Annotated in this window: 22 protein-coding genes; 11 read left to right on the top strand and 11 right to left on the bottom strand. The window is 59.5% G+C overall.

What is annotated here, in order from left to right:
- Positions 1 to 41 precede the first annotated feature (41 nt).
- Entirely contained in the window at positions 42 to 1,379 is a 1,338-nt protein-coding gene (locus tag NTD85_RS11200; protein ID WP_003228447.1) for an MFS transporter, read from the bottom strand.
- Positions 1,380 to 1,646: 267 nt separating this feature from the next.
- Here NTD85_RS11200 and quiC point away from each other — a divergent pair, with 267 nt between their 5' ends.
- Positions 1,647 to 3,548 carry a 3-dehydroshikimate dehydratase QuiC gene (gene quiC / locus NTD85_RS11205; protein ID WP_262142168.1) on the top strand — a complete coding sequence of 634 codons (1,902 nt, stop codon included), beginning with the start codon at positions 1,647 to 1,649 and terminating at the stop codon, positions 3,546 to 3,548.
- Positions 3,549 to 3,650: 102 nt separating this feature from the next.
- On the top strand, positions 3,651 to 4,328 hold the full coding sequence (locus NTD85_RS11210; RefSeq protein ID WP_201136521.1) for a TetR family transcriptional regulator: 678 nt from the start codon (positions 3,651 to 3,653) through the stop codon (positions 4,326 to 4,328).
- Between the two features lie 116 nt (positions 4,329 to 4,444).
- On the opposite strand, the gene NTD85_RS11215 is transcribed toward NTD85_RS11210, so the two are convergent.
- The gene (locus NTD85_RS11215; RefSeq protein WP_262142169.1) at positions 4,445 to 5,299 is read right to left on the bottom strand and encodes a shikimate dehydrogenase; all 855 of its coding nucleotides are present in this window, start codon (positions 5,297 to 5,299) and stop codon (positions 4,445 to 4,447) included.
- Complete coding sequence (gene aroQ / locus NTD85_RS11220; RefSeq protein WP_003228440.1) at positions 5,296 to 5,745, bottom strand: type II 3-dehydroquinate dehydratase; 450 nt, start codon at positions 5,743 to 5,745, stop codon at positions 5,296 to 5,298. Before aroQ ends, NTD85_RS11215 begins: the two co-directional genes overlap by 4 nt.
- Before the next feature lie 329 nt (positions 5,746 to 6,074).
- Here aroQ and NTD85_RS11225 point away from each other — a divergent pair, with 329 nt between their 5' ends.
- The gene (locus tag NTD85_RS11225; RefSeq protein WP_262142170.1) at positions 6,075 to 6,503 is read left to right on the top strand and encodes a DUF4160 domain-containing protein; all 429 of its coding nucleotides are present in this window, start codon (positions 6,075 to 6,077) and stop codon (positions 6,501 to 6,503) included.
- The gene (locus NTD85_RS11230; RefSeq protein WP_262142171.1) at positions 6,500 to 6,946 is read left to right on the top strand and encodes a DUF2442 domain-containing protein; all 447 of its coding nucleotides are present in this window, start codon (positions 6,500 to 6,502) and stop codon (positions 6,944 to 6,946) included. Before NTD85_RS11225 ends, NTD85_RS11230 begins: the two co-directional genes overlap by 4 nt.
- 55 nt (positions 6,947 to 7,001) lie before the next feature.
- Here the strand turns inward: NTD85_RS11230 and trmA are convergent, their stop codons facing one another.
- Together trmA and NTD85_RS11240 are read right to left on the bottom strand one after the other, a co-directional pair.
- Positions 7,002 to 8,081 (bottom strand): tRNA (uridine(54)-C5)-methyltransferase TrmA, encoded by a 1,080-nt coding sequence (gene trmA / locus NTD85_RS11235; RefSeq protein WP_262142172.1) that lies wholly within the window; start codon positions 8,079 to 8,081, stop codon positions 7,002 to 7,004.
- Positions 8,078 to 9,373, bottom strand: a complete 1,296-nt coding sequence (locus NTD85_RS11240; protein ID WP_003228434.1) for an NCS2 family permease — start codon at positions 9,371 to 9,373, stop codon at positions 8,078 to 8,080. Before NTD85_RS11240 ends, trmA begins: the two co-directional genes overlap by 4 nt.
- A 224-nt stretch (positions 9,374 to 9,597) precedes the next feature.
- Here NTD85_RS11240 and NTD85_RS11245 point away from each other — a divergent pair, with 224 nt between their 5' ends.
- Positions 9,598 to 10,047, top strand: a complete 450-nt coding sequence (locus NTD85_RS11245) for a YolA family protein (RefSeq protein WP_262142173.1) — start codon at positions 9,598 to 9,600, stop codon at positions 10,045 to 10,047.
- A gap of 67 nt (positions 10,048 to 10,114) precedes the next feature.
- Complete coding sequence (locus tag NTD85_RS11250) at positions 10,115 to 10,666, top strand: DJ-1 family glyoxalase III (RefSeq protein ID WP_262142174.1); 552 nt, start codon at positions 10,115 to 10,117, stop codon at positions 10,664 to 10,666.
- 5 nt (positions 10,667 to 10,671) lie between these two features.
- Here the strand turns inward: NTD85_RS11250 and NTD85_RS11255 are convergent, their stop codons facing one another.
- From NTD85_RS11255 to NTD85_RS11265, 3 genes are all read right to left on the bottom strand, one after another.
- On the bottom strand, positions 10,672 to 10,959 hold the full coding sequence (locus tag NTD85_RS11255) for a HigA family addiction module antitoxin (protein WP_003228428.1): 288 nt from the start codon (positions 10,957 to 10,959) through the stop codon (positions 10,672 to 10,674).
- A 14-nt stretch (positions 10,960 to 10,973) separates the two neighbouring features.
- Entirely contained in the window at positions 10,974 to 11,252 is a 279-nt protein-coding gene (locus NTD85_RS11260) for a type II toxin-antitoxin system RelE/ParE family toxin (protein WP_262142187.1), read from the bottom strand.
- 100 nt (positions 11,253 to 11,352) lie between these two features.
- Positions 11,353 to 12,591 carry an MFS transporter gene (locus tag NTD85_RS11265; RefSeq protein ID WP_262142175.1) on the bottom strand — a complete coding sequence of 413 codons (1,239 nt, stop codon included), beginning with the start codon at positions 12,589 to 12,591 and terminating at the stop codon, positions 11,353 to 11,355.
- Positions 12,592 to 13,129: 538 nt separating this feature from the next.
- Here NTD85_RS11265 and NTD85_RS11270 point away from each other — a divergent pair.
- From NTD85_RS11270 to NTD85_RS11280, 3 genes are all read left to right on the top strand, one after another.
- Positions 13,130 to 14,572 (top strand): cytochrome ubiquinol oxidase subunit I, encoded by a 1,443-nt coding sequence (locus NTD85_RS11270; protein ID WP_003228422.1) that lies wholly within the window; start codon positions 13,130 to 13,132, stop codon positions 14,570 to 14,572.
- 3 nt (positions 14,573 to 14,575) lie between these two features.
- Positions 14,576 to 15,583 carry a cytochrome d ubiquinol oxidase subunit II gene (gene cydB / locus NTD85_RS11275; RefSeq protein ID WP_262142176.1) on the top strand — a complete coding sequence of 336 codons (1,008 nt, stop codon included), beginning with the start codon at positions 14,576 to 14,578 and terminating at the stop codon, positions 15,581 to 15,583.
- Between the two features lie 83 nt (positions 15,584 to 15,666).
- On the top strand, positions 15,667 to 15,834 hold the full coding sequence (locus NTD85_RS11280; protein ID WP_080963309.1) for a DUF2474 domain-containing protein: 168 nt from the start codon (positions 15,667 to 15,669) through the stop codon (positions 15,832 to 15,834).
- A 74-nt stretch (positions 15,835 to 15,908) separates the two neighbouring features.
- On the opposite strand, the gene NTD85_RS11285 is transcribed toward NTD85_RS11280, so the two are convergent.
- Complete coding sequence (locus NTD85_RS11285; protein ID WP_262142177.1) at positions 15,909 to 17,033, bottom strand: methyltransferase; 1,125 nt, start codon at positions 17,031 to 17,033, stop codon at positions 15,909 to 15,911.
- A 158-nt stretch (positions 17,034 to 17,191) separates the two neighbouring features.
- A complete protein-coding gene (locus NTD85_RS11290; protein ID WP_262142178.1) occupies positions 17,192 to 17,914 on the bottom strand; it encodes an autoinducer binding domain-containing protein in 723 nt (240 codons plus the stop codon).
- Positions 17,915 to 18,234: 320 nt separating this feature from the next.
- Here NTD85_RS11290 and NTD85_RS11295 point away from each other — a divergent pair, with 320 nt between their 5' ends.
- Positions 18,235 to 19,011: a ferredoxin--NADP reductase gene (locus NTD85_RS11295; RefSeq protein WP_262142179.1), complete on the top strand. Its 777-nt coding sequence runs from the start codon at positions 18,235 to 18,237 to the stop codon at positions 19,009 to 19,011.
- Between the two features lie 41 nt (positions 19,012 to 19,052).
- On the opposite strand, the gene mscL is transcribed toward NTD85_RS11295, so the two are convergent.
- Positions 19,053 to 19,466: a large-conductance mechanosensitive channel protein MscL gene (mscL, locus tag NTD85_RS11300; protein ID WP_003228412.1), complete on the bottom strand. Its 414-nt coding sequence runs from the start codon at positions 19,464 to 19,466 to the stop codon at positions 19,053 to 19,055.
- Between the two features lie 286 nt (positions 19,467 to 19,752).
- Here mscL and katB point away from each other — a divergent pair, with 286 nt between their 5' ends.
- A complete protein-coding gene (katB, locus tag NTD85_RS11305) occupies positions 19,753 to 21,294 on the top strand; it encodes a catalase KatB (RefSeq protein WP_262142180.1) in 1,542 nt (513 codons plus the stop codon).
- Positions 21,295 to 21,316 lie beyond the last annotated feature (22 nt).

The raw sequence follows: 21,316 nt of genomic DNA on the forward strand, positions 1-21,316 counted from the left end.
CCCCCCCCCCGCTCCCACAGGGTGAGGGTGGTGTAGGCAGGTTACTCGGTAACGTCTGGAATCTTGCGCGGCGCCATGAAGTACATCCAGGTCAGCGCCAGGAAGTACATCGCCGGAATCAGCGTGAACAACACGGTGTAGTTGTTGTTGGTGACGGTCAGGATGTGGCCGACGATCTGGGTCATGAACATCCCGCCGATCGCTGCGCACATGCCGCCGAAACCGAACACCGTGCTCATCATGTGCTTGGGCGTGTAGTCCATCACCAGGCTCCAGATGTTCGCAGTCCAGGCCTGATGCGCGCCGATGGCCAGAGAGATTGCCGCGACGGCGACCCACAGATTGCTCGAACCGGCGGCCATGATCACGCCGATGATGCAGCAGGCGAACAGGAACATCGACAGCAGCCGCGCCTTGATCGAGTTCATGCCGCGGCCGATCAGGAACGACGACAGAATGCCCCCGCCGACGCTGCCGAAGTCGGCCGTCACGTAGATGATGATCAGCGGAATACCCATCTGGGTCACGTTGATGCCCAGGTTGTATTGCTGATTGAGAAACGGCGGCAGCCAATACAGGTAGAACCAGAACACCGGCGCTGTCAGCGAATAGGCGAGGGCGAACGCCCAGGTGCCACGCATGCGCAGGATTCGTGAAAACGGTACGCGGGCCTGTTCCGGTTCGACTTCCTGCTGGATGTAGTCGAGTTCGGATTTCTTCACCCGTGGATGGTCTTCCGGGTTGAAGTATTTCAAGCCCCAGAACAGCAGCCAGATTCCGCCGAGTGCCGACATGCACAGGAACGCCGCCTGCCAGCCCCATACGTGGAGAATCAGCGGCAGCAGCATCGGCGTGAACATGGCGCCGACGTTGGTCCCGGCGTTGAAGATGCCGGTGGCCACGGCGCGTTCACCGGCCGGGAACCACAGGCGCGTGGTTTTCACGCAGGCCGGGTAGTTGGCCGCTTCGGTCAGGCCGAGGATGAACCGGCAGACCATGAAGCCGACGGCCGAAGTCGCCAGACCGTGGGCGCCGGTGGCCAGGCTCCAGAGCAGCACTGCGCAGAAGAACACGCGTTTCACGCCGACCCGGTCGATCAATCGTCCCTGCAGGACGAAACCAATCGCGTAGCCGACCTGAAACCAGAAGTTGATGTTGGCGTAATCCATCGCCGTCCAGCTCATTTCCTTGGCGAGGATGGGCTGCATGACGCCGAGGGCGGCGCGGTCGATGTAGTTCAGGGTCGTGGCGAAAAACACCAGCGCCAGCATGCCCCAACGGGTCTTGCCGACAGCCATGGCGCCGCGGATCTTGTCGCCGATGCCACCCGTGGCAGTGCTCATGGCCGGGGCCATGCGGGAAGTCTGTGAAGGAATCATTGTTCCACCCGTTTTTGAATTTGTTATGTGGTGTTGTTTGCACGCACTGCGACCGAAGGTTCATTTCCGGACTCAATGTGAAGTCGATGGTGGGCAGTGGACGAAAAATCGTCAATTCGTCGAAACGCCATAGTGTTCGATAATCGCACGCAAAACTAACCGGCTGGTACACTTTAAATTGCTGCTGAAGACGATGCAGCCAATAATTTCCTCACGATAAAAAACGATCCCCTGTAAAAAACTGCAGCGCAGTCCGGGAGTAGAAACATGCAGCGTTCCATTGCCACCGTTTCCCTGAGCGGCACCCTGCCGGAAAAGCTCGAAGCCATTGCCGCCGCCGGGTTCGACGGCGTCGAGATTTTCGAGAACGATCTTCTGTATTACGACGGCAGCCCGCGGGAAATCAGGCAGATGTGCGCTGACCTGGGGATCGCCATCACCCTGTTCCAGCCGTTCCGCGATTTCGAGGGCTGCCGCCGTGATCGACTGGCGCGCAATCTGGAGCGTGCCGAGCGCAAATTCGACCTGATGCAGGAACTGGGCACCGATCTGGTGTTGGTCTGCAGCAACGCCTCGGCGGACAGCATCGGCGATCAACAGATTCTCGTCGATGACCTGCGCCTGCTGGCTGAACGGGCCGGCGCTCGCGGGTTGCGCATCGGCTATGAAGCGCTGGCCTGGGGCCGGCACGTCAATACTTATCAACAGGTCTGGGACATCGTCCGCCAGGCCGATCACCCGGCCCTCGGCGTGCTGCTCGACAGTTTTCACACCCTGTCGCTGAAAGGTGATCCAAGAGCGATTGCCGACATTCCCGGCGACAAGATCTTCTTTGTGCAAATGGCCGACGCGCCGATCCTCGCCATGGATGTTCTGGAATGGAGCCGGCATTTCCGTTGCTTCCCGGGGCAGGGCGAATTCGATCTGCCGGGGTTCCTCGCGCCGATCATCCAGAGCGGCTACACCGGGCCGTTGTCGCTGGAGATCTTCAACGATGGTTTCCGCGCCGCACCGCCACGGGCGAATGCCGCCGATGGTCTGCGTTCGCTGCTGTATCTGGAAGAGAAAACCCGTCAGCGCCTGGAACAGCAAGCAACGCCGGTGGCCAACCGCGAAATCCTCTTCGAAACGCCGCCGGCCAGCGAATACAACGGCATCGAGTTTCTTGAGTTCGCCGTCGACGAAAGCCTCGGCGCCAAACTGAGCAACTGGCTGGAGCGGCTGGGCTTCGTCAAGGCCGGGCAGCACCGCTCCAAGAGCGTGAGCCTGCTGCGTCAGGGCGATATCAACCTGATCCTCAACGCCGAACCGTATTCGTTTGGCCACAGTTTTTTCGAGGCCCACGGCCCGTCGCTGTGCGCCACCGCCGTGCGGGTCAAGGACAGCGCCAGCGCACTCGCTCGTGCGGTCGCTTACAAGGGCCAGCCCTATCGCGGTCTGGTCGGCCCCAACGAACTGGAACTGGCCGCGGTGCGTGCGCCGGACGGCAGCCTGATTTATCTGGTGGATGAAGCGGCGGATGTCTATGGCACCGACTTCAATCTGCTGCCGAACGCTCAGGCTCGTGGCGGCCTCAAGCGCATCGATCACATGGCCATGGCGTTGCCGGCCGACAGCCTCGACAGTTGGGTGCTGTTCTACAAGAGCCTGCTGGATTTCGAGGCCGACGATGAAGTGGTGCTGCCCGATCCGTATGGGCTGGTGAAGAGCCGGGCGCTGAGAAGCCGTGACAGTTCGATTCGCTTGCCGCTGAACATCTCGGAGAACCGTAACACCGCGATCTCCCACGCGCTGTCGAGTTATCGCGGCTCCGGTGTGCATCACATCGCCTTCGATTGTGATGACATCTTCGCCGAAGTCAGCCGCGCCAAAGAAGCCGGTGTGCCGTTGCTGGATATCCCGCTCAACTATTACGACGACCTCGCCGCGCGCTTCGATTTCGACGACGAATTCCTCAGTGAGCTGGCGTATTACAACGTGCTCTACGACCGTGATGCGCAGGGTGGCGAGTTGTTTCACGTGTACACCGAGCCGTTCGAGGGGCGCTTCTTTTTCGAGATCATCCAGCGTAAAAACGGTTATGCCGGATATGGTGCGGCGAACGTCGCGGTGCGTCTGGCGGCGATGGCCAAATCACGCAGCGGCGCGGTGCGCCAGGCGAAGTTGTAGGAAATTCGTAAACGCGGGATTAAACACGGGTCGCGCAGCTTCCTTAGCGCAGTTGTGCGGCCCATAATCGCCAGCCTGTGCAGTGATGGCCGTGAGCCCGCAATGACAATGACTTCAGAACTCCCCGCAGCCCCCGTCGTATCTGGCATCGAGCCGCGCAAGAGTCGCAAGAACAACCCGGAAAAGACCCGCGAGAACATCCTGCAGGAGGCGATCGTCGAGTTCGTCCAGCAGGGTTTGTCCGGCGCCCGCGTCGACGCGATCGCCGAGCGTATCCACACCTCCAAACGCATGATCTATTACTACTTCGGCAGTAAGGAGCAGTTGTACGTCGAGGTGCTGGAGAAGCTTTACGGCGACATCCGCAGCACCGAAAACCGCCTGCACCTGGCCGAGCTGCCGCCGGTGGTGGCGATCCGCCGACTGGTGGAGTTCACCTTCGATCACCACGACCGCAATGTCGATTTCGTGCGCATCGTCTGTATCGAAAACATTCATAACGCCGAGTTCGTGAAGCGTTCGGACACGATCAAGGCGATGAACAATACGATCCTCGATTCACTGGGCGAGATTTTGCGTCGCGGTGCCGAGGAGGGTGTGTTCCGCGCCGGGCTGGACGCGCTGGATGTGCACTTGCTGATCAGCTCGTTCTGCTTCTACCGCGTCTCGAACCGTCATACGTTCGGTGAGATTTTTCAGATCGACCTGCCGGACGAAAGCATCAAGCAGCGTCATCGCGAGATGATCTGCGAGTCGGTGTTGCGCTACTTGCAAGCCTGACACCCTCCAATGTGAGAGCGGGCTTGCTCGCGAAGGCGATGTGTCAGCCTATACATCTGGCGCCTGACACACAGCTTTCGCGAGCAAGCCCGCTCCCACAGGGTCGATGTTTATCTTTAGCTATTCATGCTTTGGAAATGCGCAAGCATCCGCTGCGCATCCGGCACCACGCCGCTGAACAATTCAAACGCCTTCACCGCTTGAAACACCGCCATGTTGCCGCCGTCCAGCGTGCGGCAACCGAGGGCGCGGGCGTTGCGCAGCAGTTCGGTTTCCAGCGGGAAGTAAACAATCTCCGCGACCCATAATTCCCTGCGCAGCAACTCCACCGGCACCGGCATGCCCGGCAGTTTGGCCATGCCCATCGGCGTGGTATTCACCAGACCATCGGCCTGATTCAGCGTGCCCGGCAGATCTCGCCCGGCCACCGCGCGGCCTGAGCCGAAATGCTGGTTGAGGTTGTTCGCCAGACTCTCGGCACGCTCGCGGTCGACGTCGAAAATGCTCAGTTGCTGTACGCCTTCGCTCAGCAGCGCGTGGGCCACCGCCGCCCCGGCACCACCGGCGCCCATCTGGACGACATGCTCACGCGCAGCATCTTTCAGGCCTCGGCGAAAACCTTCGGCAAAACCCAGGCAATCGGTGTTGTGGCCGATGCGCTTGCCATCCTTGAGCACCACCGTGTTGACCGCGCCGATGCCCCGGGCTTCCGGCGACAGTTCATCGAGCAACGGGATGATCGCCTGCTTGCACGGGAAGGTGATGTTCAGGCCGGTGTAGTGCATGCGCTCGGCGGCCAGCAGCAAGTCGGGCAGCGCGTTGCTGTCGAGTTGCAACTGATCAAGGTCGATCAGTCGATACAGGTAGCGCAGGCCTTGGGCATCGCCCTCGTGTTCATGCAGTGCTGGCGTGCGCGAGGCCTGAATGCCCGCGCCAATCAGCCCGGCGAGTATTACGTTCTTACGGATCATGCTGCGCGTCCTTTCAGCCGTTGACTGAAATGCTCCAGGGCCAGGCGATAGCCATGGCTGCCGAAGCCGCACATCACCGCCGTGGCGATGGCCGAAACGAACGAATGGTGGCGGAACGGCTCACGCGCATGCACGTTGGACAGGTGCACTTCGATCACCGGCAACTCACTGGCCACCAGCGCGTCGCGGATCGCCACCGAAGTGTGCGTCCAGGCCGCCGGGTTGATCACGATCCCGGCGCAACGCCCGCGTGCCGCGTGAATCCAGTCGAGCAATTCGCCTTCGTGATTGGTCTGGCGAAATTCCACGGTCAGGCCGAATTCTTCAGCGGCGCGCCCGCACAGTGCAGAAATATCGGCCAGGGTTTCGTGGCCGTAGGTCGCCGGTTCACGGGTGCCGAGCAGGTTCAGGTTCGGGCCGTTGAGCACCAGAACGATAGGGGGCATGGGGGCAAACTCCACTTATTGTTTTTGGCTTGGGCCGAGGATTTCAGCCTGTGGAGGTAAAATGTACCAGATGGTTACCATGGTCAATTGAACTGATTGAGCCCGATGTTTTTGTGTTCGGTGATCGCACACTGGCCATTTTCATTTCAATTTTTTCGAGTTGTATCGACAGCTTTGCTTACGTTTTTTCTTGAAGATTCAGCACCTCCTCACCCATGCCGCCGCTAGTCTCAAAGGGGGGAAAGCCATTGGGTGCTGTGCAGCACCGACCGTCGGATTTGCAAGGAAAATCGAATCTTGAAACTTATTAACCTAACGGATGGGTTAGCATGAAGGTATGCAGTTACAAGGGATTGTCGATAAGCATCATGTTGCGAGATGAGCATTGCCCACCCCATGTTCACGTTAATGCAGGCGCCTGGAATGCCCGATCTCAGTTCAGTTTCTGGCACAACGACATTGATCTGTGGGATGTCGTGCCGCTTTCTCGTCGACCTGCGCTGGCCGTGCTGGAAGGCTTGAGTCGATCACTTGGGCAACCTGCTCATCTACGTCGTGCACGAGGGATCTGGTGGTCAGGTTTGCAGACAGTTTGTCTCGACAATCAGGTGTGGGACTGCGAGTCAAACGAAGTCCCCGTGGTGAAACCGGTCACCGCTACGACCTACAGGATCAGTTCGGCGCGTTATGAGCCAGAAGCAGACAAAACTCTTCTGACATTGCTCGGCAAACTGGAAGGAGTGGAAATCGATTTATGAATGTCATCAAGGCAAAGCCGTCCGTGCATCGTCCACTGACGGAAGAAATGCTCGATGCCGCGATAAAACGTGGCGAAGCGCGACAAGCAGGTAGCTTGCAGGCTGTTTCCGTGACCTTTGAAAACCCCTCTCTGGTCATTCGTTTTGAAGACGGCAGCGGTGTGTTGCTACCGGTAAGCCAGTATCCGGAGTTCGAAGGGTTTGAGGCAGACGATTATGCGAACCTGACAGTCGATTTTGCAGGCACTGCGCTTTGTCACGAGGGTAAAGACCTCGACGTTTCCATCTCCGGAATGATCTCGGCGAGCCCGTCACTCATGAGAATGGCGGCTTCGGTGGTAGCTTCGCGCAACGGTCGTCAAAGCAGTGCGGCAAAATCCGAAGCCGCACGAGCGAATGGCAAGAAGGGTGGGCGTCCACGTAAAACCGACACGGCACCGTAAGCAGGCACAAAAAAGCCGTCAATCACGACGGCTTTCTCGTATCTGGCATTCGCCATCAACGACGGGTCAGCAACACCCCGGACTCCATGTGATGCGTCCACGGGAACTGGTCGAACATTGCACAACGGGTGATGCGGTGCGTGTCGTGCAGTTGGGCGATGTTGGTCGCGAGGGTTTCCGGGTTGCAGGAGATGTACAGGATGTTGTCGAAGCGCCGGGTCAGCTCGCAGGTGTCCGGGTCCATGCCGGCGCGCGGCGGGTCGACGAACACGCTGCCGAACTCGTAGCTTTTCAGGTCGATGCCGTGCAGGCGACGGAACGGACGCACTTCGTTCAGCGCTTCGGTCAGCTCTTCGGCGGACAGACGCACCAGCGTGACGTTATCCACAGCGTTTTCGCTGAGGTTGCTCAGTGCGGCGTTGACCGAGGTCTTGCTGATCTCGGTGGCCAGCACGTTGCGCACGCGGGTGGCGAGCGGCAGGGTGAAGTTGCCGTTGCCGCAGTACAGCTCCAGCAGATCGTCGGGACGATCGCCCAATGCTTCGTACGCCCAGTTCAGCATCTTCTGGTTCACGGTGCCGTTGGGCTGAGTGAACGCGCCTTCCGGCTGACGGTAACTGAAGGTGCGACCACCGACTTCAAGCTTCTCGACCACGTAATCGTGGCCGATCACTTCGCGCTTGCCCTTGGAGCGGCCGATGACGCTGACGTTGAGATCAGCCGCCAACTTCGACGCGGCCGCATGCCAGTGCTCGTCCAGCGGACGGTGATAGCACAGGGTGATCATCGCATCGCCGGCCAACGTGGTCAGGAACTCCACCTGGAACAGCTTGTGGCTCAGCGCCGAACTGGCCTGCCACGCCGCCTTGAGCTGCGGCATCAACTGGTTGATGCGCAGGCTGGCAATCGGGAATTCTTCGATGAGGATCGGCGTGCGTTTGTCGTCCTGAGAGAACATCGCGTAGTGCCGCTCACCGCCCTCGCGCCACAGGCGAAATTCCGCGCGCAGGCGGAAGTTCTGCAGCGGCGAGTCGAACACGGTCGGCTCTGGCGCATCGAACGGGGCCAGCAGGTCACGCAAACGCGTGACCTTGTCTTCGAGCTGAGTGGCGTAGGCCTGGGAATCGAAAGTCATGCGTTGAACCAACCCAACTTGATCACAAACAGAATCGACAGGATCACCAGCGCCGGGTTCAGCTCACGGGCGCGGCCCGACAGCAGCTTGATCACGGTCCAGGAGATGAAGCCGAAGGCGATGCCGTTGGCGATCGAGTAAGTGAATGGCATCGCCAGCGCGGTAACCACCACCGGTGCGGCCACGGTGATGTCTTCCCAGTCTATTTCCGCCAGACCGGAAGTCATCAGCACGGCGACGAACAGCAGCGCCGGTGCGGTGGCGAACGCTGGAACGCTGGCCGCCAGTGGCGAGAAGAACAGCGCCAGCAGGAACAGGATCGCCACGACGACCGCCGTCAGGCCGGTACGGCCGCCAGCGCTGACGCCAGCCGCGGATTCGATGTAGCTGGTGGTGGTCGAAGTACCCAGCAGCGAGCCGGCCATCGCCGCGGTGCTGTCGGCGATCAGTGCACGACCCATTTTCGGCATGTGGCCGTCCTTGCCCATCAGGCCGGCGCGCTTGGCGACGCCGATCAGGGTACCGGAGTTGTCGAACAGGTCGACGAACAGGAAGGCGAAGATCACGCTGACCAGACCGATGTCCAGTGCGCCCTTGATGTCCAGTTGCATGAAGGTCGGGGCCAACGAAGGTGGCATCGAGGTCACGCCGCCAAACGGAGTGAAGCCCATGGCGATGGAAATGATGGTCACCGCCAGAATGCCGATCAGTACTGCGCCGCGCACTTTCAGCGCTTCGAGGGCGACGATCAGCGCGAAGCCGAGGGTGGCGAGGATCGGCGCCGGGGCTTTCAGGTCACCGAGGCCGACCATGGTCGCCGGGTTGCTGACTACGATGCCGGCGTTGTGCAGGGCGATCAGCGCCAGGAACAGGCCGATACCGGCGGCAATCGCCGAGCGCAGCGGTAGCGGGATGCTGTTGATGATCCATTCGCGGATGCGGAAGATCGACAGCAGGAAGAAGCACACTGCCGAGATGAACACCGCGCCCAGCGCCACTTGCCAGGTGTGGCCCATGTGCAGGACCACGGTGTAAGTGAAGAAGGCGTTCAGGCCCATGCCAGGCGCGAGGGCGATCGGGTAGTTGGCGATCAGGCCCATGATGGTCGAGCCGATGGCGGCTGCCAGACAGGTGGCGACGAACACCGCGCCCTTGTCCATGCCGGTCTCGCCGAGAATGCTCGGGTTGACGAACAGAATGTAGGCCATGGCCAGGAAGGTCGTGACGCCCGCCAGAATCTCGGTACGCACGTTGGTGTTGTGTGCCTTGAGTTGAAACAGCCTTTCCAGCATGTCTGCTCCCCGTGGCGCACGCGGCGCCGTGAATGTATCGACCTCAACAGCAAAGCACAGACCGTCGCAAGCGCCTGGGAATTTGTGGTGGGCCGGAAAAAGCCGCGCATCATACCAGCAGCGTGAGGAATATGGCGGTTGTTGGTGCCGAACGTCGTCGAAGTTTTGCCGGAGGGTTATCTGCGCCATACTGCGCGCTGAATTTTTCGGGGAAACGCGATCACATGGGCAAGCGCTGGATGAAGGCTTTCTGGGTAATGGCGGGGCTGATGGCCGGGTCGACGGCGGCGCTGGCAGCCTCGGCGCCAGCGTTGACGCAAGTGAAAGTGATCAAGGTTCAGTCGCCGGCCTGCGGCCTGGAAGACATCGGCGATGGACAGACTCAGACCCAATGCAATCACGCCGGGCCGAGCATCAAGGTGTATGTACTGGAAGTCGGCTATGGCCAGAACCAGCCGCATGCCACGCTGGACGGTTTTGAAGTCAACGGCACCCGGGCTCCAGTGTGCGCTTTTGATAACGGCAATCTGACCGAGTGCACGCCCGGCAGCAAAACCGTTGGCTCGCTGTATACCTTCGATCTGGCGGGCAAGCAGGAAGGCACCTTCAGCTTCAGCAACACTTCGCTCAACGCGCCGCGCAACACCCTGTCGACCCAGCTTTACATCAAGTAACGGCTATCACCGGACGGGGCAGGACAAAGCTGACTACGCTTGGAAGATCACCCAGCGGATGGCGCCCATGACCTTTAGAGCCCTGATTACCCTCGCCGAGGGCATCGATGATCTGCAAAGCGTGACCCTGATCGACGTGCTGCGCCGCGCCGGTATCGAAGTGGTAGCGGCCAGCATCGAAGGCCGGCGCATGCTGACCTGCGCGCGCGGTACGCGCCTGACGGCGGATGGCATGCTGGTCGATGTGCTGGCGCAGACCTTCGACCTGATCGTCCTGCCCGGCGGGGTGGTCGGTTCACAACATCTGGCAGCACATCAACCGCTGCAGCAACTGCTCAAGGATCAGGCCAGCGCCGGACGCCTGTTCGCCGCCATAGGCGAAGCCCCGGCCATCGCCCTGCAAGCCTTCGGCGTCCTGCGTCAGCGCCGCATGACCTGCCTGCCGGCTACCAGTCATCAACTGTCGGGTTGTACGTTTGTTGATCAACCGGTGGTGGTCGACGGCAACTGCATCACCGCCCAAGGCTCCGGCGCCGCACTGGCCTTTTCCCTGACGCTGGTTGAGCAGCTTGGCGGCAAGGCGTTGCGGGCGAAAGTGGCGGGGGAGATGTTGGTGTGACGGCTTCAGGCGTGGGCAGCGATAGGCGTAATGGCTGGTTGCTCCCGATGCTCTGCTTGCCACAGATCGTAATCGGTTTGAACGCCTAGCCACACACGCGCCTTGCCAATGCCTGCTCGCTCCAGCCGTACTGCCAGATCCGGGCTGATCGGTGCATGGCCGTGCAATACGCGGGAAAGGTGAGGGCGGGCGAAGCCCAGATGTCTGGCCAATTCACTCACACTGATGCCTAACTCTGGCAAGACATCCACGAGCAGTGTTTCACCGGGGTGTGGCGGGTTGTGCATGGGCATGAGCCTGCCTCCTGTCAGTGGTAGTCCAGATAATCGACCAATTCGATGTCCGAACCGACAAAACGAAAGATAACCCGCCAGTTGCCTGAAACACTGAGCGACCAATATTCGGACAGTTCACCTTTCAGTGGATGCAGGCGCCAACCCGGCAGATCAAGATCTGCGGAAAGTGCTGCGCGATCCATGAACTGCAGCATACGTGCCAGACGTTTTGCGTGATCGGCGCGAATTCCGCGGGTCGAACCTGTTTCATAGAAGCCACGAAGGCCTTTGTGCTGAAAGGATTTGATCATGGCGGCGAGTGTAAGGCGATACATTACACTCTGTGCGGTAACTATGTACCGCACCTTTTCAATCAATTTGTGCTTGGCGTGTTGATTTCGCTGATGTGCCTCAGACCTTCGCCTCTTCCACCGGCACATGCATCCGGTCGCGTTTGGCCAGGGTCGGGAACAGTTTGATCCAGGTCCCGGTGACCACCAGCGTGCCGATCCCGCCCATCACCACGGCCGGTACGGTGCCGAACCAGTGCGCGGTGAGGCCGGATTCGAATTCGCCCAACTGGTTCGAGGCGCCGATGAACAGGCCGTTTACCGCGCTGACCCGGCCGCGCATTTCGTCCGGGGTTTCCAGTTGCACAAAGGAGGCGCGGATCACCATGCTGATCATGTCCGCCGCGCCGAGCACCACCAGCACCGCCAGCGAGAACCAGAATGAGGTCGACAGACCGAAGGCGATGGTTGCCACGCCGAACACGCCGACCGCGGTGAACATCACCCGGCCAACGTTGCGTTCGACGGAGAACCGGGCGAGGAACAGCGACATCCCCAGCGCGCCAACCGCCGGCGCCGAACGCAGCAGGCCCAGGCCCCATGGGCCGGTGAGCAGGATGTCTTTGGCGAACACCGGCAGCAACGCGGTGGCGCCACCGAGCAGCACGGCGAACAGATCCAGCGAGATCGCCCCGAGAATGTCCGGGCGGCTGCGGATGAAGCGAATCCCGGCCAGCAGCGAGTCCAGCGTGGCTTTGCCTTTGTTCAGCGGCGTCTGCCGCGCGGGCAGATTGAGCATCAAGGTGCAGGCGATAACGTAGAGCAACACCGTCGGGCCGTAGACCCAGACACTGCCAAACGCGTAGAGCAGGCCACCCATCGCCGGGGCGACGATGGTGGCCGACTGCTGTGCCGACTGCGCTGCGGCGACCGCCCGAGGGAATAGTGCTGCGGGCACGATGCTCGGCAGCAGTGCCTGGGTGGTCGGCAGCTCGAAGGAGCGTGCGCCGCCGAGCAGGAAGGCGAGGATGAAGATCATTTCCCGGGTGATGTGATCGGTGGCACTGCCGATGGCCAGCGCCAGGGCAATCAACGCCTGCAACGACTGACAGATCGCCGCGACCCGGCGTCGGTCATAGCGGTCGGCGACATGCCCGGTGTGCAGCATGAACAACACCCGTGGCGCGAACTCGACCAGACCCACCAGACCCAGGTCGAGCACGTTGCCGGTCAGTTGATACAGATTCCAGCCGATCGCCACCGTGAGCATCTGAAAACCGCTGGCGGTGAAGATCCGGGCGAACCAGAACGCGAGAAATGGACGATGGTGACGTAACAGCAGGGGCTCTTGGCTGGGCATCTGAAGGCAAGTCTGGCTCGGGGGGGAACCGCGAGGTTATCACCAGTCTGTAACAGGAAGTTGCTATGACAAAAAATTTAGTTAGCCAGACATCTATCGTCCAAAACCCTCAGTTTCTTGTGGCGAGGGAGCTTGCTCCCGCTGGAGGGCGAAGCACTCCCGAGCATTTCTCTGGATAGGTCATGGTGGCAGGTTTTACGACTGCTGCGCAGCCGAGCGGGAGCAAGCTCCCTCGCCACAAGGGATTTCGCCGCTCCGGGAATGTCTTTCAGAACGTTGCTCAGGCAATGAGGCAACTTGTCACGCGGCAAACGACCACGCCGTTCTTCGTCGGAAATGGGACTACTCTTTCAACATTGCTTGATCCAGATCAAGACCCTCCCGGGCCATGGTCTGGTGGCCCGATGGCCAGACTCCCTGCGTTGCGATGGTTATTAAAAAAGAACGAATCAGAATTCGCCGCACTCGATATTCGTGGGGGCAGTAGGTGCAGGGGCCGCAAGCCCCATCGCCGGTATTACCTGACAGAGGAAGACGTATGTTCGGTTTAGAGGCGCTCGATCTCGCCCGAATTCAGTTCGCATTCACTATCTCGTTCCACATCCTGTTCCCGGCCATCACCATTGGTCTGGCGAGCTACCTGGCGGTGCTCGAAGGCTTGTGGTTGAAAACCCATAACGATACCTACCGTGACCTCTACCACTTCTGGTCGAAGATCTTTGCCGTCAACTTCGGCATGGGTGTGGTCTCCGGTCTGGTCATGGCCTACCAGTTTGGTACCAACTGGAGCCGTTTCTCGGACTTCGCCGGTTCCGTCACCGGACCGTTGCTGACCTACGAGGTGCTCACGGCATTTTTCCTCGAGGCCGGTTTCCTCGGGGTGATGCTGTTCGGTTGGAACAAGGTCGGGCGAAAACTGCACTTCTTCGCCACCGTGATGGTGGCCATCGGTACGCTGATCTCGACGTTCTGGATCCTCGCTTCCAACAGCTGGATGCAGACGCCGCAAGGCTTCGAGATCGTCAACGGTCAGGTGATCCCGACCGACTGGCTGGCGATCATCTTCAACCCGTCGTTCCCGTATCGCCTGATGCACATGGCGACCGCTGCGTTCGTGGCCACGGCGTTCTTCGTCGGCTCGTCGGCGGCCTGGCACCTGCTGCGCGGCAAGGACAACCCGGCGATCCGCACCATGCTGTCGATGGCGATGTGGATGGCGCTGATCGTCGCGCCGATCCAGGCGGTCATCGGTGACTTCCACGGCCTCAACACCCTTGAGCATCAGCCGGCAAAAATCGCCGCGATCGAAGGCCACTGGGAAAACAAAGGCAACGAAGCGACGCCGTTGATCCTGTTCGGCTGGCCGGACATGAAGGAAGAGAAAACCAAATTCGCCGTGGAGATTCCGTATCTCGGCAGCCTGATCCTGACCCACTCGCTGGACAAGCAAGTACCGGCGCTCAAGGAGTTCCCGCCTGAAGACCGGCCGAACTCGACCATCGTGTTCTGGTCGTTCCGGGTCATGGTCGGTCTCGGCTTCCTGATGATCTTCACCGGTCTGTGGAGCCTGTGGCTGCGCAAGCGCGACACCCTCTACACCTCGCGCCCGTTCCTGTATCTGGCGTTGTGGATGGGACCGTCCGGCCTGATCGCGATCCTCGCCGGCTGGTTCACCACCGAGATCGGGCGTCAGCCGTGGGTGGTCTACGGGCTGATGCGCACGGCGGATGCGTCTTCCAACCACAGCTTCATGCAGATGAGCATCACCCTGATCATGTTCGTCGTGGTGTATTTCGCGTTGTTCGGTGCCGGGCTCGGCTACATGATGCGTCTGGTGCGCAAAGGGCCGAAAACCGATGAAGGCAAGGAAACCAACGACGGTGGTCCTGGCCAGAAACGCACACCGGCGCGGCCGTTGTCCGCCGCCGATGACGAAGGCACCGACGCTGACTCGCAGCGCAGCCTGGAAAAGGAGATTTGACTCATGGGTATTGATCTTCCGCTGATCTGGGCCGTGATCATCATCTTCGGCATCATGATGTACGTGGTCATGGACGGTTTCGACCTGGGGATCGGGATTCTCTTCCCGTTCATCCCGGGCAAGACCGACCGTGACGTGATGATGAACACCGTGGCCCCGGTGTGGGACGGCAACGAAACCTGGCTGGTACTGGGCGGCGCGGCGTTGTTTGGCGCGTTCCCGCTGGCCTACTCGGTGGTGCTGTCGGCGCTGTACCTGCCGCTGATCTTCATGCTGATCGGCCTGATTTTTCGCGGTGTGGCGTTCGAGTTCCGCTTCAAGGCCAAGGACGACAAGCGCCACCTGTGGGACAAGGCGTTCATCGGCGGTTCGGTGGCGGCGACGTTCTTTCAGGGCGTGGCACTCGGGGCATTCATCGACGGCTTGCCAGTGGTCAATCGGCAATATGCCGGCGGTTCACTGGACTGGCTGACGCCATTCACCCTGTTCTGCGGCGCTGCGCTGGTGGTGGCCTATGCCTTGCTCGGTTGCACCTGGCTGATCATGAAAACCGAAGGCAAGTTGCAGGAACAGATGCACAATCTCGCGCGGCCGCTGGCGTTCGTGCTGCTGGCGGTGATCGGCATCGTCAGTCTGTGGACGCCGCTGGCTCACCCGGAAATCGCGACACGCTGGTTCAGCAAGCCAAACCTGTTCTGGTTCATGCCGGTGCCGATTCTGGTGCTGGTGACAATGTACGGGCTGATCCGCGCGGTGGTGCGCAACGCCAACTACATGCCGTTCCTGTTGACCCTGGTGCTGATTTTTCTCGGTTACAGCGGTCTGGGCATCAGCCTGTGGCCGAATATCGTGCCGCCGTCGATCTCGATCTGGGACGCCGCCGCACCGCCGCAAAGCCAAGGCTTCATGCTGGTCGGTACACTGTTCATCATCCCGTTCATCCTGGGTTACACCTTCTGGAGCTACTACGTGTTCCGCGGCAAGGTCACCCATGAAGACGGTTACCACTGATCTGCGGCTCTGCTCACCCTGAGGGAGCAAATCTGTTCGCGGTGGCGTCCTCAGCGACGCCATCGCCCAAGAGGAACGATGCAATGAACGGCAAACATTCCCTGCACGAGATTGAAGAGGCCGAAAAAAAGCCGCTGTGGCAGCGGCTCGGCTGGTTGGCCCTGATCTGGATCGGTAGCGTCGGCGCGCTGTTCATTGCGGCCAGCCTGATGCGCCTGTTCATGAGCGCGGCGGGCCTGACCACGCACTGAAACATCCCGTCCCGTTGCCTCTGGGCACGGTTGACAACCCTCCGTACCACGGAGGGTTTTTTTTGCCTGAGGTTTTACTTGCGGGCTTTGAGAATCACGAATTTCGGTGTGGCCGCTACTTGCTCGACGCCACGGAACAGCCGCGCCAGTTTGCTGTGATAACCCAGATGACGGTTGCCGACGATGTATAACGCACCGCCGACCACCAGCGCCTCGCGGGCTTGCTGGAACATGCGCCAGGCGAGGAAGTCGCCGACCACTTGCTGTTGATGGAACGGCGGATTGCACAGCACCACGTCCAGCGATTGCGGCTCTTGTCCGGCCAGACCATCGCCGGCCCGCACGATCACTTCTCGTGCGCCCAGTGCCGCCCGCCAGTTCTCGCCGGCCGATTGCACCGCCATGAACGATTCGTCGACCAGCGTGTAATGCGCGTCAGGGTTGTGCAGGGCGCTGGCGATCGCCAATACGCCGTTGCCGCAGCCCAGGTCGGCGACCCGGGCCGAACCAAGGTTTTTCGGCAAGTGCGGGAGGAACGCGCGGGTGCCGATGTCCAGCCCTTCGCGGCAGAACACGTTGGCGTGGTTGAGCAACTCGATGGCCGGTTCGTCGAGCAGATAACGCGACGGGTAGGGCGAGACCGCCGGGGCTTTCGCTTCGGGCGTGGCGATCAGCAAGCGGGCCTTCTTCACCGCCAGCGATGCCTGTACCGGGCCGATGTAGCGCTCCAGCAGGTCGCCAGCCGCCCGTGGCAAATGCTTGACCATCGCCGCAGCCATCACTTGCGCGCCCGGAGCCAGTTGACCTTGCAGGCGAATCAGTTGTTCTTCGAGTAACGCCAGGGTTTTCGGTACACGGATCAGCACCCGGTCGTAGGGGCCGACCAACGGCTCGCTGGCCGGTGTGCCGCGCACGGCATCAAACGCCAGGCCATTGCGCACCAGGTTTTTCTCAAGGCCCTGAAAAGCCAGGAACGAGTCACCACTGCTGCTGACCTGAACCTTGCCCGCCAGGCTGGCCGCGAGGGCGCCGAAGCTGTCGTTGAGCACCAGTACCCGGGTATCCGCTGCCGGTTGCTCGGCGGCCAGATGATTGAGCAGGTATTCGTCGGCCGCATCGAAGGCTTGCAGCGGTTCATTCTGCTGTTCAGGCTGGCGGATCAGATCGAGTTGGGCAAAGGGCGTATCGAGCAAGGGCATGGGACGGGGACTCTGGGTAATCAACGGGTGGCCCGCGGCCCAGGTGAGCGTGCTGCGGAACCGTCCGAGTGGACCACGACGCCAAAGTTGCCGTCATCACTCAGGAAGGTCGCAAATGGTACTTTTTTTTGCGCTCGAATACTCGCAGGTTTTAGCGTTTACGGCGTGTCCAGCAGGCCGATGCGCGTGGCCGCAATGACTGCGGAAATCTTGTTGCACACATTCAACTTCGAAATCACGTTCTGCACGTGATAGTTCACAGTCCGTTCGCTGAGGCAAAGGATCCGCGAAATTTCATAAGCGGTCTTGCCGACGGCCGAAAGCTTCAGCACTTCCAGTTCCCGGGGTGAAAGCTTCGGTCGGGTGAGAGGGTCGCTGTGCCTGGGCAAGGTTCTGGCGAACAACTCGCTCAGATGGCCGGTTACGTAGAACATGTAACCGAAATGCTCGTACAGCTCGAGAGGGCTCAAAGGACCCTTTTTTCTGGCGAGGCTCAGCGTGGTGCAGAGCCCGGATGCTTCATGATGGAACGACTGTGACCAGCCGTGGCGCAAGCCATGTTCTTGCAAGGCCTGCCAGAGTTCTGGTGTTTGCGAGTACAGGTCTTCGCTCCACATCACCGGCAACATACAGTGATTGCAGTGTGATATTACCGGATCAATCTTGCCGTAGCGTTCAAGTTCATAGAGTTCGTTCCACTCTTGAGGGTAGTTGTTGATTTGCAAGGGGTTTAAGTTGTCGTTCCGATTATTCGAAGTCAACGAGATCGCGCAGAAATTAAAACCGATATTCTCAGCGAATCTCAAAAGGATCGGATAGGCAGTCTCTATCTCCTTTGCGAAAGTCAGTTGCTTCAGTTGCGACTCCTTCCACATTTCCATTACAAATTCCGTGAGGCTTTTCCTGGGAGTGCGGTTTGGATCCAAAGGATCCGGCACGAACCCGAGTGTAGGATGTTTCTTACGTGGTGTTCTGATCTTTTCGCTCTTGGCTGCTTTGAAAATTAAATAAAGGGTTATTAGTGGGGTTATTTATAAAATGTCATCCTTAATTCAAAAGCTGAGCGGTTCCAGTTAGTTAACATTCACAATATGAAAATAAATTTAATTGTGAAATGCCGAGCGTACAACAGCACAAACTGTCGGTGTTTAAGCTGTTGATTTTGCGCGACACTGGGGGCATTCGTTGAATGGAGTGCCCCATGACCGCCAGCGCAGATAAGTTCACGGCCCAGACGTTGCTCGACGTGCAGCGCTTGACCCCCAGCCTGTTCACCCTGCGTACCACACGCGACGCCGGGTTTCGATTCAGCGCCGGACAATTCGCCCGCCTCGGCGTGACCAAGGCCGACGGCAGTACCGTGTGGCGCGCCTACTCGATGGTCTCGTCGCCATTCGACGAGTTTCTCGAGTTCTTTTCCATCGTGGTGCCGGGGGGCGAGTTCACCAGCGAGCTGAGCCGCTTGCAGGTGGGGGATACCTTGCTGGTGGAGCGCCAGGCCTTTGGCTACCTGACACTGGACCGGTTTGTCGATGGTCGGGATCTGTGGCTGTTATCCACAGGCACCGGGGTCGCGCCGTTTCTGTCGATCCTGCAGGACTTCGAGGTCTGGGAGCGGTTCGAGCGGATCATCCTGGTGTACAGCGTGCGTGAGACACGGGAGCTGGCCTATCAGCCTTTGATTGCGGGGTTGGCCGAGCGTGATTACCTGGCAGAACATGCCCATAAACTGCGATTCATTCCCACGGTTACCCGCGAACAAATGCGTGGCGCCTTGCACGGTCGGATTACCAGCCTGATTGAAAACGGCGAGCTGGAACGGGCAGCCGGTGTTGAACTGACCCCTGAGCACTCGCGCGTCATGCTTTGCGGCAATCCACAGATGATCGATGACACTCGGGCACTGCTGAAAAAACGCCACATGAGCCTGAGCCTGTCGCGGCGGCCGGGGCAGGTAGCGGTGGAAAACTACTGGTAGAAAAACGGCGCCATCAGGCGCCGATTTCATTCATTACGCGGTCAAGGCCGGTTGTTCTGGGCCTTGAGCAGATCGCGAATCTCGCCGAGCAATTCTTCTTCCTTGGTCGGAACCGGTGGCAGGGAAGGGGCCACGGCTTCTTCGCGTTTCAGGCGGTTGATGGCTTTGACGCCCATGAAAATCGCGAAGGCGACGATCACGAAGTCCAGAATGCTCTGGATGAATTTACCGTAGGCCAATACCACGGCCGGGGCGCTGCCCTCGGCGGCTTTCAGCGTAACGGCCAGATCACTGAAGTCCACCCCACCGATCAGCAGGCCGATTGGCGGCATGATCACGTCGCCGACAAACGACGAAACGATTTTGCCGAAGGCGGCACCGATGATGATACCGACGGCCATGTCGACCACATTGCCTTTGACCGCGAAGGCCTTGAACTCACTTAGCACGCCCATAGGTTATTTCCTTGTTACAGATGAGGTTGGTGTACGCAGTGTAAATCAGCAAAACGCGTCCTGCGCGAAACACCTTCTTACAATGCCCGTTTTTATCGACACATGAATCCACGATTAGTTTGCAAAGTGCCACTAATCGCGCGCGAAATACGCCGTAAACCGCTGATCAGGAAGCCATTTTTTTCAATCGTCGAGTTGCGAACTTTCTATTTATGTTCACCGGCATAGCCCTCTAGCCTCTGGTTGGCGCACCTGGATGCGCCCAAAAAAACCAGAGGAACCTGATATGAATTCCACTCTTGGACTGGGGGCTTTTCCCCATCGCCGTACGCTCGGCGTACTGATCGCCAGCCTGCTGACTTTTTCCGTGAACGCCGCACCCCTGACCCGAGATAACGGCGCAGCGGTTGGCGACAATCAGAACTCGCAGACCGCCGGCGCCACCGGCCCGGTGCTGCTGCAGGATGTGCAACTGATCCAGAAGCTCCAGCGTTTCGACCGCGAGCGCATTCCCGAGCGCGTGGTGCATGCCCGCGGTACCGGTGCCCATGGCACCTTCACGGTGACCAATGATCTCAGCGACCTGAGCAAGGCCAAGGTGTTCGCTGCCGGCCAGGTCACTCCGGTATTTGTGCGTTTCTCTGCGGTGGTGCATGGCAACCATTCCCCGGAAACCCTGCGCGATCCACGGGGTTTTGCCACCAAGTTCTACACCGCAGATGGCAACTGGGATCTGGTGGGCAACAACTTTCCGACCTTCTTCATCCGCGACGCAATCAAGTTTCCGGACATGGTTCACGCGTTCAAACCCGATCCGCGTACCAACCTGGACGATGACTCGCGTCGTTTCGACTTCTTCTCCCACGTACCGGAAGCCACTCGCACGCTGACCGAGTTGTATTCCAACTCGGGAACTCCAGCCAGTTATCGGGAAATGGACGGTAATGGTGTGCATGCCTACAAGTTGGTCAATGCCAAGGGCGAAGTGCACTACGTGAAGTTTCACTGGAAAAGTTTGCAAGGCATCAAAAATCTGACGCCCGAGCAAGTTACAAAAGTTCAGGGGAAAGATTACAGTCATATGACTAATGATCTGGTCAGTCATATCAACAAGGGTGATTTCCCGAAGTGGGACTTGTACATCCAAGTGCTAAATCCGCAAGATTTGTCCAAGTTTGATTTCGATCCATTGGACGCTACCAAGATCTGGCCGAATGTTCCTGAGCGAAAAGTTGGACAAATGGTGTTGAACCGTAACCCAGCCAATGTGTTCCAGGAAACCGAACAAGTTGCGATGGCCCCGGCCAATGTTGTTCCGGGTATCGAACCTTCCGAAGATCGTCTGTTGCAAGGCCGGGTGTTCTCTTATGCCGATACGCAGATGTATCGTCTGGGTGCCAATGCCCTGCAGTTGCCGATCAACGCGCCCAAAGTTGCCGTCAACAATGGCAATCAGGACGGTGCGATGAACTTCGCTGCCACGCAGTCCGGGGTGAATTATCAGCCGAGCCGTCTGCAACCGCGTGATGAGCCACAAAATGCGCGCTACAGCCAAATGGTGCTGTCGGGCAGCACCCAGCAGGCGAAGATTCAGCGTGAGCAGAACTTCAAGCAGGCCGGTGATCTGTATCGCTCGTTCAGCCAGCAGGAGCGTCAGGACCTGATCGCCAGCTTCGGCGGCTCGCTGGCCACCACCGATGACGAGAGCAAGCACATCATTCTGTCCTTCCTTTATAAGGCCGATCCGGAATACGGCAGCGGTGTGGCCAAAGTTGCCAACGGCGACCTGAGCCGGGTAAAGGCGCTGGCGGCCAAACTGGTCGACTGATCTCGACGCCATATCACGCGGG

Origin of the sequence: Pseudomonas sp. 13B_3.2_Bac1 (assembly GCF_025466205.1) — a bacterium.
GTDB classification, from domain to species: Bacteria; Pseudomonadota; Gammaproteobacteria; order Pseudomonadales; family Pseudomonadaceae; genus Aquipseudomonas; species Aquipseudomonas fluorescens_H.

Excerpts from the sequence above, each read along its gene's own strand:
- aroQ (WP_003228440.1), bottom strand. The coding sequence starts at position 5,745 with ATGCCCCCTATCGTTCTGGTGCTCAACGGCCCGAACCTGAACCTGCTC.
- NTD85_RS11280 (WP_080963309.1), top strand. The coding sequence starts at position 15,667 with ATGAACGGCAAACATTCCCTGCACGAGATTGAAGAGGCCGAAAAAAAG.
- trmA (WP_262142172.1), bottom strand. The coding sequence starts at position 8,081 with ATGACTTTCGATTCCCAGGCCTACGCCACTCAGCTCGAAGACAAGGTC.
- NTD85_RS11230 (WP_262142171.1), top strand. The coding sequence starts at position 6,500 with ATGAATGTCATCAAGGCAAAGCCGTCCGTGCATCGTCCACTGACGGAA.
- cydB (WP_262142176.1), top strand. The coding sequence starts at position 14,576 with ATGGGTATTGATCTTCCGCTGATCTGGGCCGTGATCATCATCTTCGGC.
- NTD85_RS11285 (WP_262142177.1), bottom strand. The coding sequence starts at position 17,033 with ATGCCCTTGCTCGATACGCCCTTTGCCCAACTCGATCTGATCCGCCAG.
- NTD85_RS11215 (WP_262142169.1), bottom strand. The coding sequence starts at position 5,299 with ATGATCCGTAAGAACGTAATACTCGCCGGGCTGATTGGCGCGGGCATT.
- NTD85_RS11270 (WP_003228422.1), top strand. The coding sequence starts at position 13,130 with ATGTTCGGTTTAGAGGCGCTCGATCTCGCCCGAATTCAGTTCGCATTC.
- NTD85_RS11260 (WP_262142187.1), bottom strand. The coding sequence starts at position 11,252 with ATGATCAAATCCTTTCAGCACAAAGGCCTTCGTGGCTTCTATGAAACA.
- NTD85_RS11255 (WP_003228428.1), bottom strand. The coding sequence starts at position 10,959 with ATGCCCATGCACAACCCGCCACACCCCGGTGAAACACTGCTCGTGGAT.
- NTD85_RS11200 (WP_003228447.1), bottom strand. The coding sequence starts at position 1,379 with ATGATTCCTTCACAGACTTCCCGCATGGCCCCGGCCATGAGCACTGCC.
- NTD85_RS11295 (WP_262142179.1), top strand. The coding sequence starts at position 18,235 with ATGACCGCCAGCGCAGATAAGTTCACGGCCCAGACGTTGCTCGACGTG.
- NTD85_RS11250 (WP_262142174.1), top strand. The coding sequence starts at position 10,115 with ATGACCTTTAGAGCCCTGATTACCCTCGCCGAGGGCATCGATGATCTG.
- katB (WP_262142180.1), top strand. The coding sequence starts at position 19,753 with ATGAATTCCACTCTTGGACTGGGGGCTTTTCCCCATCGCCGTACGCTC.
- NTD85_RS11245 (WP_262142173.1), top strand. The coding sequence starts at position 9,598 with ATGGGCAAGCGCTGGATGAAGGCTTTCTGGGTAATGGCGGGGCTGATG.
- mscL (WP_003228412.1), bottom strand. The coding sequence starts at position 19,466 with ATGGGCGTGCTAAGTGAGTTCAAGGCCTTCGCGGTCAAAGGCAATGTG.
- NTD85_RS11225 (WP_262142170.1), top strand. The coding sequence starts at position 6,075 with ATGAAGGTATGCAGTTACAAGGGATTGTCGATAAGCATCATGTTGCGA.
- NTD85_RS11210 (WP_201136521.1), top strand. The coding sequence starts at position 3,651 with ATGACAATGACTTCAGAACTCCCCGCAGCCCCCGTCGTATCTGGCATC.
- NTD85_RS11265 (WP_262142175.1), bottom strand. The coding sequence starts at position 12,591 with ATGCCCAGCCAAGAGCCCCTGCTGTTACGTCACCATCGTCCATTTCTC.
- quiC (WP_262142168.1), top strand. The coding sequence starts at position 1,647 with ATGCAGCGTTCCATTGCCACCGTTTCCCTGAGCGGCACCCTGCCGGAA.
- NTD85_RS11290 (WP_262142178.1), bottom strand. The coding sequence starts at position 17,914 with ATGGAAATGTGGAAGGAGTCGCAACTGAAGCAACTGACTTTCGCAAAG.
- NTD85_RS11240 (WP_003228434.1), bottom strand. The coding sequence starts at position 9,373 with ATGCTGGAAAGGCTGTTTCAACTCAAGGCACACAACACCAACGTGCGT.